The organism is Kitasatospora sp. MAP5-34 (assembly GCF_029894335.1).
Taxonomy (GTDB): domain Bacteria; phylum Actinomycetota; class Actinomycetes; order Streptomycetales; family Streptomycetaceae; genus Kitasatospora.
The window spans coordinates 23896-34656 of sequence record NZ_JARXZC010000055.1 but is presented as its reverse complement, the minus strand read 5'-3'; the positions used below and the strand labels follow the sequence as shown (position 1 = coordinate 34656).

Below are 10761 nucleotides of genomic sequence, written 5' to 3'. Positions count from 1 at the left end.
GACAGGCCGGCCGGGAGGCCGGTGGCCGAGTAGGTCAGGGTCTGGCCCGAGGCGCTGTCAGAACCGGTGACCTGCAGGCTGACGGCGGTGCCGACGGTGCCGCTCTGGTTGCCGGGGCTGTTCACGGTGACCGTGTTACCCGCGTTGGAGGCGACGGTCCAGCTGAAGCTGCTGGAGCCGGTGGCGCCGGTGGTGTCCTTGGCGGTGACCGTGACGGACGAGCTGCCGGCCGTGGTCGGGGTGCCGGTGATCAGGCCGCTGGCGCTGATCGACAGGCCGGCCGGGAGGCCGGTGGCCGAGTAGGTCAGGGTCTGGCCCGAGGCGCTGTCAGAACCGGTGACCTGCAGGCTGACGGCGGTGCCGACCTTGCCGCTCTGGTTGCCGGGGCTGTTCACGGTGACCGTGTTGCCCTGCGTGCCGACGATCGGGTGCGAGATGGCACAGGCGTTGGTGTCGTTCGACCAGCTGGCCTGCTCGGAGTAGGTGCCGAACGAGCCGAAGGTGATGTTGGCCGCGCCGCCGGCGGTGCCGGGCGCCAGCCAGGCGCACTCGTCGGAGTTCTCCTGGCCGTTGAAGGTGGCGTCACCGGTGTGGTTGGTCCAGCCGCCGGCCGGGTTCTGGTCCGACATCATCTCGTGCCACTCGTGGCCGAGCGTCATCGTCCAACCGTCGAGGGTTCCGGGGGAGTTGACGAAGCCGACGCCACAGCCCGAGCCCGAGTCCATGTTGTAGGGCTGGTTGCTGAACGCGACGTCACCGTAGGGCGAGGTCACCGCGCCGCCGGTCAGCGAGGAGTCGCCGTTGTAGTCGTGCCAGGCGCAGTACTGGCCCTGGTAGCTGTCCGGGTTGGTGCCGGTCGGCGACATGATCACGTAGTAGGCGTCACGGTTCGCCGCGGCGTTGGTGTTGCCGAAGTGGGCGGCAGCGTTGACGGCCTCCTGGCCGAGCTGGTGCCCGGTCGCGGCAGCCGGGGACGCGGCCGAGTTGTCGTACCAGACACCGGAGAGCACGCCACCGGCCTGGTACGGGACGAAGTTGGCGTTGGAGGGGCAACTGGTCGCGCCGGTCGCCACGTTGGGGCCGTCGCACCACTGGGTAAGGTCGGCCGACCAGAGTTCGCCGCCGGTGCCGATGCCCTTGAACATCTGCTGCGCGGCGCTCGCGGCACCGTCCGCGTCACCGGAGAACGCCGCGTTCCCGTTGCTGTCGGTGCTCTGCGAGCCCCACTGGGAGCCGTAAAAGACGAGGTAAACCTTCGAGTGTCCGCTCTGGACGCCGATGCCGTCGACGCCGCCGCCGTAGGACAGCGTCTCCGGGCCGGTCGCGACGTTCGGAGTGGCGTGGCCGGCCGCCCAGGACTTCATCTTGGCGTTCTGCTGGATCGTCGGCATCACCCCGTGCCGGTACGGGTGGTTGTACGCCGGGCTGAACGGGTTGGCGGCGGACGAGCTCTGCGCGGTCGGCGCGGATGCCGCTGCCTGGGGTGCGGCAGACGCGGCCAGCATGGAGCCGGTGGCCATCGCCAGGGACGCGAGGCCGGTTACGGCTACTCGGGCCGCGCGGCGGAAGTGGGGGGTGCCCATGTGGGGGGAATCCTCTCTCCTGCAGACCGCCTGGGGCGCCGGTTTGGCGGGGGCGGTCGGCTGCGTGGGACAGGCTGGCGAGGCGCACCGGGTGCTGGAGTGACCCAGTGATCGGGTCGGGTGCCGGAGTTGGGGCACGACAGGACGGGAGCGGAAGCTGACGCTGTGTCTGCGAAGCTGAACAGCAGGGCAGTTGAGGAGTTCTCGGTGCACGGGCGTGGGGATCCGCGTGGAACTTCTCGTCCTGTTCCGACGAGGGTGTAACCAACCGTGAAGACTCACACGGTGCCTGGCGGTAGGACAGGTGGTGCGCCGTTCGCTGCGTCGAAGCAAAGCAGAGTTGGCGCAGCCCGGTCAACGGGGCCGACACTGATTTCGCGTACCGACCGACCGATCGGTTGATTCGATCTACGGTAGTCGGGCACCGAACGGCCGACCGGGCGGGCGACGGAATCGCGGGTGACCGGGCCGGGGAGCCACGGGCCGTGCGGGGCGCCGGAACGCCGTGCGGGGCAGCGGAACGCCGTACCGCCCGGCTGGAGAACCAGCCGGGCTGTAGCGGGAGTTGAGGTTGTCCGGACCTGGATCAGGCCCTCGACCAGCGGTCCTCCACCTTGGCCAGGCGCCAGTACGCCAGCGCGCAGGCCCAGACCGCCACGAAGAGGCCGACGATGACGAAGCCGACGTTGTTGAGGTCGACGCGGGAGATCCAGGTGGTGATCGGATCGCTCAGGCCGAGCTGGTCGTGCAGCACGCCGACCAGCTCGATGGTGCCGATGAGGAACGCGACCGCGATCGAGAGGCCGGTGATGGTGAGGTTGTAGTAGACCTTGCGGGTCGGGTTGGAGAACGCCCAGTTGTAGGCGAAGTTCATGAACGTGCCGTCGAGGGTGTCGAAGAGGCTCATGCCGGAGGCGAAGAGCAGCGGCAGGCAGAGGATGGCGTACCAGGGCAGGCCGGCGGCCGCGCCGGAGCCCGCCATCACCATCAGGCTCACCTCGGTGGCGGTGTCGAACCCGATGCCGAAGAGCAGGCCGATGGGGTACATCTGGCCGGGGCGCGTGATGGACTTGGTGAGGCGGCCCAGGATGCGGTTCATGAAGCCGCGACTGTCGAGGTGCTTCTCCAGCTCGTGCTCGTCGAACTGGCCCGCGCGCATGGCTTTGAAGACCCGGTGGATCCCGGCGAGCGAGACCAGGTTGAGGGCGGCGATGAGGTAGAGGAAGCCGCCGGAGACGCTGGTGCTGACGACGCCGAGGAGCTTGTGGGCGCTGGAGTCGTCGTTGGTGAGGGTGCCGACGATCTGGGCACCGGTGGCGACCAGGGCGGCCAGCACGATGACGATGGTGGAGTGCCCGAGCGCGAACCAGAAACCGACCGAGATCGGACGTTTGCCGTCGGCCATCAGCTTGCGGGTGGTGTTGTCGATGGCGGCGATGTGGTCGGCGTCGAAGGCGTGGCGCATGCCCAGGGTGTAGGCGGTGACGCCGAGTCCGAGACCGAAGACCTGGGTGCCGACCTTGTAGTGGTGCGGGTCGACCATCGCTATCAGGATGCCGAAGGCGACCACGTGCATGGCCGCGATCACCCCCATCAGCCCGCCGGTACGGATCCAGTCCCCGCGATCCATGCGGGGCGCGGTCATCGGCAGGGCTCTGGACGCCGGAGCGGTCGGGGGAGCGTTTTGGGGCAGGGTCATGTCGGGGCAGCCTCTCCAGCACCTCGTGGACAGTGTTCGTCGTGCGTGCCGTGGCCGGTCTCCTGGCTGACGGGTCCAACACCCCCGTACCTGGCCTTCCCGGACACCTGACGGCATCCAGTGGCCACCCACCCGGAGGGGCGGGAACGGTACGGGGATTCCCCGATCACAGTGGCGAGGGCCGCTCCGGACTCCTGTGACAAGCACAGTGCACCGGTCTTCCCGAACACCACGGCGGAAGACACCGTAGGGCGCTGACCTCGATGTCCACAAGCCTGCGCAGTTGCGCATGTGTGGCATATCACCGGCGCACGGTGGCGGGGACGGGTCTCGTGCGGCTGCTTCCGGGCGGGCCGCGCACCAGTCGGGCTCGACCCGGACTCGACCCGCACTTGACGCCCTGTCGAGGGGTTCACCGTCCGCCGGTCGTCGTCGGCGAATCTACAAGTTGTACAAGTCGGGCTGCTGAAAAGGCACTTAACCCCACGTCAAGTGCCAGAGGGCCTTTGCCTGCACCTGCCGAATTGTTCAGAAAGCTGTCATGCACAGGTACTTCGCGCGCCATCAGCCCCGTGCCTTACTAGGTGCGCTACGCGCGTAACCCTTACCCGACCGCGTCCCGGAGGTCCCCTGTGAGCGTCACCCGCCGTCTGAGATCCAGCCTCGCCGCAGGCGCGGTGGCCGCAGCCACCATGCTGGTGCCCACCGCCGCCCACTCCGCCACCACCGCCTACTCCCTGGTGGTGCTGCCGGACCAGGGCGAGAGCGCGATCTACGGCTTCGTCAACTCCGCGACGAAGTCGATCGACGTGACGATCTACGAACTGCGCGACACCACCCTGGTCAACGACCTGGTGAACAAGGAGAAGGCGGGTATCCAGGTCCGCGTGATCCTGGACTCCCAGCACTCGTCCATCGACGGCGCCGCGTACACCGCGCTGTCGGCGGGCGGCGTCGGGGTCACCTACTCGTCCTCGTCCTTCGTCTACACCCACCAGAAGACGATCACCGTCGACGGCGCCAAGTCCTACATCAGCACCGGCAACTTCGACACCACGTACTACGCCACGTCGCGCGACTACGGGGTCTTCGACACCGACTCCGCCGACGTCGCCGCGATCGAGCAGGTCTTCAGCGCCGACTACGCGAAGACCGCGATAACCCCCTCCGACGGCGACGACCTGGTCTGGTCGCCCACCGACTCGCAGAGCCGGCTGCTGGCTCTGGTCAACGGTGCGCAGCACACCCTGGACGTCCAGGAGGAGGAGTTCGGCGACACCGCGTTGGTCAACGCGATCGTCGCGGACGCGCAGCGCGGCGTCACCGTCCGCGTCGTCGCGGAGAACACCTCCGGGTCCTACACCACGCAGCTGGGTCAGGTCACCGCCGCCGGCGGCCAGGTCACCACGTACACGAGCAGCACCGGCTTCTACGTCCACGCCAAGGCGATCGTCGCCGACTACGGCACGTCGACGGCGAAGGTGTTCGCCGGTTCGGAGAACTTCTCCGACAACTCGCTCAACCACAACCGCGAACTGGGCCTGATCATCGCCGACCCCGGTGTGCTGAGCGGCATCGAGGCGGCGATCACCGCCGACTTCAACCACACCGCCATCAGCAGCGTGACCGTGGCGAACCCCGGCAGCCAGACCGGCACCGTCGGCACCGCCGCGAGCCTGCAGGTTTCGGCCACCGACACTGCGGGCGGGGCGCTCTCCTACTCGGCGAGTGGGCTGCCGACCGGTCTGTCGATCAGCTCCTCGACGGGTCTGATCTCCGGGACGCCGACCACGGCCGGCACGTTCACGGCCTCCGTGACCGCCACCGACTCCACCGGCCCGTCCGGCTCCGCTTCCTTCAGCTGGACGGTCAACCCGGCCGCCGGTAACTCGGTGACGGTGACGAACCCGGGCAGCCAGACCGGTACGGTCGGTACCGGCGCGAGCCTGCAGATCTCGGCGAGCGATTCGGCGTCCGGTCAGGCGCTCTCCTACGCGGCGAGTGGGCTGCCGACCGGTCTGTCGATCAGCCCCTCCACGGGTCTGATCTCCGGGACGCCGACCGCCGCCGGTTCGTTCACGGCGTCCGTGACGGCCACCGACACCACCAACGCCAGCGGCAGCACCACCTTCAGCTGGACGGTCAACCCCGCCTCGGGCAGCTGCTCCCCGGCCCAGTTGCTGGGCAACGGCGGCTTCGAGACCGGTAGCGCCGCCCCGTGGACCGCCACCTCCGGTGTCATCAACAGCGACACCACCTCCGAGCCCGCCCACTCCGGCAGCTACGACGCCTGGCTGGACGGCTACGGCAGCGCCCACACCGACACCCTGTCGCAGGCCGTCACCATCCCGGCCGGCTGCAAGGCCAGCTTCACCTACTGGCTGCACATCGACACCGCCAAGACGGGTACCACCGCCTCGGACAAGCTCACCGTCACGGCCAACGGCACCACGCTGAAGACCTTCTCCAACGTGAACGCCAACTCCGGCTACGCCCTGCAGACCGTCGACCTCTCGGCCTACGCCGGCCAGACGGTCACCCTGAAGTTCACCGGTGTCGAGAACTCCTCCTCGGCCCAGACCAGTTTCGTCATCGACGACACGGCCCTCGACGTCAGCTGAGCACTCTCACGCGACCTCAGCTGTCACGACGACAGTGCTCACCCGGCTCCCGTCTCGATCACGAGGCGGGAGCTGTGCTGTGGGGGTTGCCACGACGGGCCGGTGCGGGGGGTGGATGCCGGGGCTGGTATTCACTGAATACCAGCGTTGTTCAACTGTGTTGTTCAACTGCGGTGAATGCCGCTTCCTGTTGCGGTGTTGCAAAACCGTCCATTTCCGCTGTGCGGCGACGGGGGAACAGGGGAACAAGGCTTGATATGCCGTTAATTCCGGCGGGTCCGGAGAGTTTTCCGTCGAGTGTGAAGCTGAAGGGATCCTGTGAAGGCGGCGGTCGAAGTGCCGTAGCGTCACCGGAAAGCGGACGCCGCTCGGCGAAATCCGGTGCATGGGCCGGGTGCCGTACCCCGCCCCTACCCGACCGACGGTTCGGTCGCCGGTTCTGAACAGGGCTGGGACCTGCGGGTCTTGACGTTTCCGAGGTGAACATCCGGCGTCGGCCGGTGTTCGGGGAGATCGAAGTCGCGCTACGCGCGATGATCGCCTTCGACCTGCGGAACTGCCCGTGAGCGGTGGTCCAGCCTACGAGACAGCTGTGAATCACCTGTTGACCGGCGTTCACCAATTCTGGTTTGCTTCACCGCAGCAGACGGCAGCGCAACCGACCCGGTGGTGACTGTCCGACAGTTGTCGTGGTCCGTACCACCGGTTCCGGGACCTCTCTTCGGAGAAGTCCGGACTGCGCCCGAACAATGCTCAGCTGACTCATCCCGAATTCCCCGACGGGTGAGCTGTGCCTTGAATCGGACCGTGGTCAGAGCGCTCTTCCCCCATGTCGGGCGAAAGCGGAACCGGCGAGGGCGGCCCCGGCAGGCCACAGGCCCCAGTTCTGGAAAGCCGCCGCCCGAGCCCCGATCGGAGCGTGGGCGGCGGGTTCACGAGAGGACCCGTAACCATGGGTAGCCCCCACAGCTCCCGCATTGCCAGGCGTGCCGCGCTCACCGGCGCCGTCTCCCTCGCTGTCACCGCCGCCGGCCTGATGGCCGCTCCGGCGCAGGCCGCCACGCTTAGCATCCCGGCCGTTTCGGGCCAGGCCCACCACCACACTGCCAGCGCGCTCGCCGGCTCGGGCATCACGAACGAGTTCAACCCGTTCAGCTCGACGCTCAAGCGCAGCACGATCCCGGGCATCCAGCAGTACGAGGCCCAGCGACGGGCCCACATCGCCAACCAGCTGTCGGCTGCCGCTACCGGCGCCGAGACGCTGTCGTACGGCGGCGGCGTGGACGGCATCGGTGTCCAGAGCGGACACTCGAAGGTTTACCTCGTCTTTTACGGCTCCCAGTGGGGCTCGCAGAGCACCGACAGCAACGGGAACGCGAAGTTCTCGGGCGACTCGGCCGGCGCCGCAGGCGCCACCCAGCAGATGTTCAAGGGCATCGGCACCAACAACGAGCGCTGGTCCGCGGACCTGACGCAGTGGTGCGACGGTCCGAACGTGGCCTCCGGCGCGACCAGCTGCCCGTCGAACGCCAACTTCATCCCGTACCAGGCCGGTGGCGTGCTCTCCGGTGTCTGGTACGACAACGCGGCCGCCTCCCCGGCCCAGGCGACCGGCAACCAGCTGGGTGTCGAGGCCGTCAACGCGGCCGGCCACTTCGGCAACACCACCGCCGCCTCGAACCGCGACGCGTACTACATCATCCTGTCGCCCCACGGCACCAACCCGGACGACTACCAGAACCCGACCACCGGGTACTGCGCGTGGCACGACTGGAACGGCGACACCACCCTGACCGGTGGCGCGGCGTCCTCGCCCTACGGCGACGTGGCGTTCTCCAACCAGCCGTACAACATCGACCAGGGCCAGAACTGCGGCGTCGGCTTCGTCAACTCCCCCGGCACCCTCGACGGTTACACGATGACCCTCGGTCACGAGTGGCACGAGATGATGTCGGACCAGAACCCGGCCGGCGGCTGGACCAACCACACCGGTGACGCCACCTACAACGGCCAGGAGAACTCCGACGAGTGCGCTTGGCTGAAGCCCGGCACCACCGGCGGTGCGGCCATGGTCGCGTTCGCCACCGGCACCTTCGCCGAGCAGGCCAGCTGGTCGAACGACACCAACGCGTGCTCCATCTCGCACCCGATCGTCGGCGGCGGCTCCACCGGTAGCAACACCGTCACGGTGACCAGCCCCGGTACCCAGTCCGGCACCGTCGGCAGCGCCGTCAACCTGCAGGTCAACGGCACGGACAGTGACACCACCCAGTCGCTGACCTACTCGGCCACCGGCCTCCCGGCCGGCCTGTCGATCAGCGCCTCCGGCCTGATCACCGGCACCCCGACCGCTGCGGCCACCTCGTCCGTCACGGTCACCGCCAAGGACAGCACCGGCGCCACCGGCTCCAGCACCTTCAGCTGGACCGTCACCGCCACCTCCGGCTGCACCCCGGCCCAGCTGATCGGCAACGGCGGCTTCGAGACCGGCAGCGCCGCCCCGTGGACCGCCACCTCCGGTGTCATCAACAGCGACACCACCTCCGAGCCCGCCCACTCCGGCAGCTACGACGCCTGGCTGGACGGCTACGGCAGCGCCCACACCGACACCCTGTCGCAGGCCGTCACCATCCCGGCCGGCTGCAAGGCCAGCTTCACCTACTGGCTGCACATCGACACCGCCAAGACGGGTACCACCGCCTCGGACAAGCTCACCGTCACGGCCAACGGCACCACGCTGAAGACCTTCTCCAACGTGAACGCCAACTCCGGCTACGCCCTGCAGACCGTCGACCTCTCGGCCTACGCCGGCCAGACGGTCACCCTGAAGTTCACCGGTGTCGAGAACTCCTCCTCGGCCCAGACCAGCTTCGTCATCGACGACGCTGCGGTGAACGTCTCCTGACGTACCGCACCTGAGAGGCACCGGGGTGGGCGAGAGCCCACCCCGGTGCTTCGCGCTTTCCGGGGTTCGGCCGATGGCTGGTTACCCGCCGGTAAGTTTGGCTGATCATGGTCTCACCAGGAGAACCGGCGCACCTCTAGGCTCCGAATCACCGCACCGGACGGCTGGTTGTCACGGGTGCCACTGCGGCACGGCGGTCCGATTCTGCTGGAGCATCGATGACGCGATCCCACCGCACCGCCGGACATCGGGGCCGGCGCGGTACGACAAGTGCCGTGCTCGTTGCGGCACTTGCCCTCGGCGGGGCCCTCACCACGGCTCCCGCGTCGGCGGCCCCGAGAGCTGCGGCAGCCGCCACCGCGTCGTTCCGTCCGGTCGACATACCGATGAAGGACGGCATCGTCCTCAAGGCCGATGTGTTCACCCCCGCGCCCGGCACGCCCGGGGCCGACCGGCAGGGCCGGTACCCCGTGGTGGTGCAGCCGGCCAGTTGGGGGCAGAGCGACCTGGAGTACGTCGCCCAGGGCAGGCAGCTCGCCGCCCACGGCTACGTCGCCGTCACCTACACGGTGCGCGGCTTCTGGCTCTCCGGGGGTGAGATCGACGTCGCTGGGCCCACGGACGTGGCCGACGTGTCCTCGGTCATCGACTGGGCCCTCGCCCACACACCCGCCGACCCGCAGCGCATCGGCATGGTGGGTCTCTCGCTCGGCGGCGGACTGACCCTGATGGGTGCGGCCTTCGATCCGAGGGTCAAGGCGGTGGCGGCGATGAGTGGTTGGGGGGATCTGGCCGACTCGCTGTACAGCGGGCAGACCAGGCACCTCGGGGCCGCCGCCCTGCTCGCCGCCATCCAGGCGCCGACCGGCCGCAAGAGCCCTGAGTTCGCACGGGTGTTGGCCGACGTCTTCGCCGACCACGACATGCCCGAGGTGGTCAGCTGGGCGCGGACCAGGTCCCCCGCCACCTACCTGGACCGGATCAACGCCCATGGCACGGCGGTCTTCCTGGCCAGCGCCTGGGACGACAGCGTCTTCAACCCCAGCCAGATCAGCGACTTCTACCAGCGGCTGACCGGCCCCAAGCGGCTCGAACTGCGCCCCGGGGACCACGCCACCCAGGAGCTGACGAGCCTGCTCGGGCTGGACAACCTCACCTGGACGAGCGCGCTCGGCTGGCTCGACCAGCAGCTCAAGGGTTCCGGCAGCGGTCAACACCAGCAGGCAGTGCAGTTGACGGTCAGGCCGACCGGCGCGCAGGAGAGCTACCCCGACTGGCAGGCCGTCAGCTCCCGGACCGGCCACCTGCGGCTCGGCGGCCCGGACCTCCTCGGCACGGGGGCGCTCGGCGGCCCGGCGGCGGCCGGGAGCGGCTGGCAGACGTCCGTCGTCGGCGGCACGGACTCGGGCGCGGACGCCGGCGCGCCCGTACTGTCCGGGCTGCTCGACCAGGTCGCCGCCCTGCCGCCGACCGTCCTCGTCCCGCTGCTGCCGCGCTCGGCCGGTGCCGTCTGGCAGTCGGCGCCGTACCCGGCCGCGCAGCGGATCCGGGGCGCGGCGCACCTGCACGCCGAGGTCACCGCGTCGGCGTCGGAGGGCACGGTGTTCGCCTATCTCTACGACGTGAACGCCCTCGGGCTGGGCAAGCTGATCTCGCACGCCCCGCAGAGCTGGTCCGGCCGGCAGCCCGGGCAGGCCTTCCCGCTCGACGTCCAGCTCTTCACCACCGCGTACGACCTGCCCGCCGGACACCGGCTGGCCCTGGTCCTGGACACGAAGGACCCGGTGTACGGCGGTCGCACGCCGCTCGGCAGCAGCGTCACGTTCGGCTCCACCGCTGCCGATCCGTCAGAGCTGACGCTGCCGCTGCGCTGAGCTGCGGGGCCTGCGCCGACCCGTGGGGTCGACGGAGTCCGGGGCGGGTGCTCGGTTGTCGGTGGGGCCAGCTAGCTTT

Annotated in this window: 5 protein-coding genes and 1 riboswitch; of the genes, 3 read left to right on the top strand and 2 right to left on the bottom strand. The window is 69.1% G+C overall.

Annotation, left to right across the window (positions count from 1 at the left end):
• Both P3T29_RS30190 and P3T29_RS30185 read right to left on the bottom strand, forming a co-directional pair.
• Window positions 1-1583 (bottom strand): Ig domain-containing protein (locus tag P3T29_RS30190; RefSeq protein WP_280719866.1); only part of this gene is annotated, 1583 nt, incomplete at its 3' end.
• 586 nt (window positions 1584-2169) lie between these two features.
• On the bottom strand, window positions 2170-3228 hold the full coding sequence (locus tag P3T29_RS30185) for a HoxN/HupN/NixA family nickel/cobalt transporter (protein ID WP_280719865.1): 1059 nt from the start codon (window positions 3226-3228) through the stop codon (window positions 2170-2172).
• 88 nt (window positions 3229-3316) lie between these two features.
• Window positions 3317-3531: riboswitch (cobalamin riboswitch) on the bottom strand.
• Window positions 3532-3914: 383 nt separating this feature from the next.
• On the opposite strand from P3T29_RS30185, the gene P3T29_RS30180 reads away from it, so the two are divergent.
• The 3 genes from P3T29_RS30180 (at window position 3915) to P3T29_RS30170 (ending at window position 10682) form a co-directional block, all read left to right on the top strand.
• On the top strand, window positions 3915-5903 hold the full coding sequence (locus tag P3T29_RS30180; RefSeq protein WP_280719864.1) for a putative Ig domain-containing protein: 1989 nt from the start codon (window positions 3915-3917) through the stop codon (window positions 5901-5903).
• 952 nt (window positions 5904-6855) lie between these two features.
• On the top strand, window positions 6856-8808 hold the full coding sequence (locus tag P3T29_RS30175; RefSeq protein ID WP_280719863.1) for a putative Ig domain-containing protein: 1953 nt from the start codon (window positions 6856-6858) through the stop codon (window positions 8806-8808).
• 275 nt (window positions 8809-9083) lie between these two features.
• A complete protein-coding gene (locus P3T29_RS30170; RefSeq protein WP_348532874.1) occupies window positions 9084-10682 on the top strand; it encodes a CocE/NonD family hydrolase in 1599 nt (532 codons plus the stop codon).
• Window positions 10683-10761: the final 79 nt, after the last annotated feature.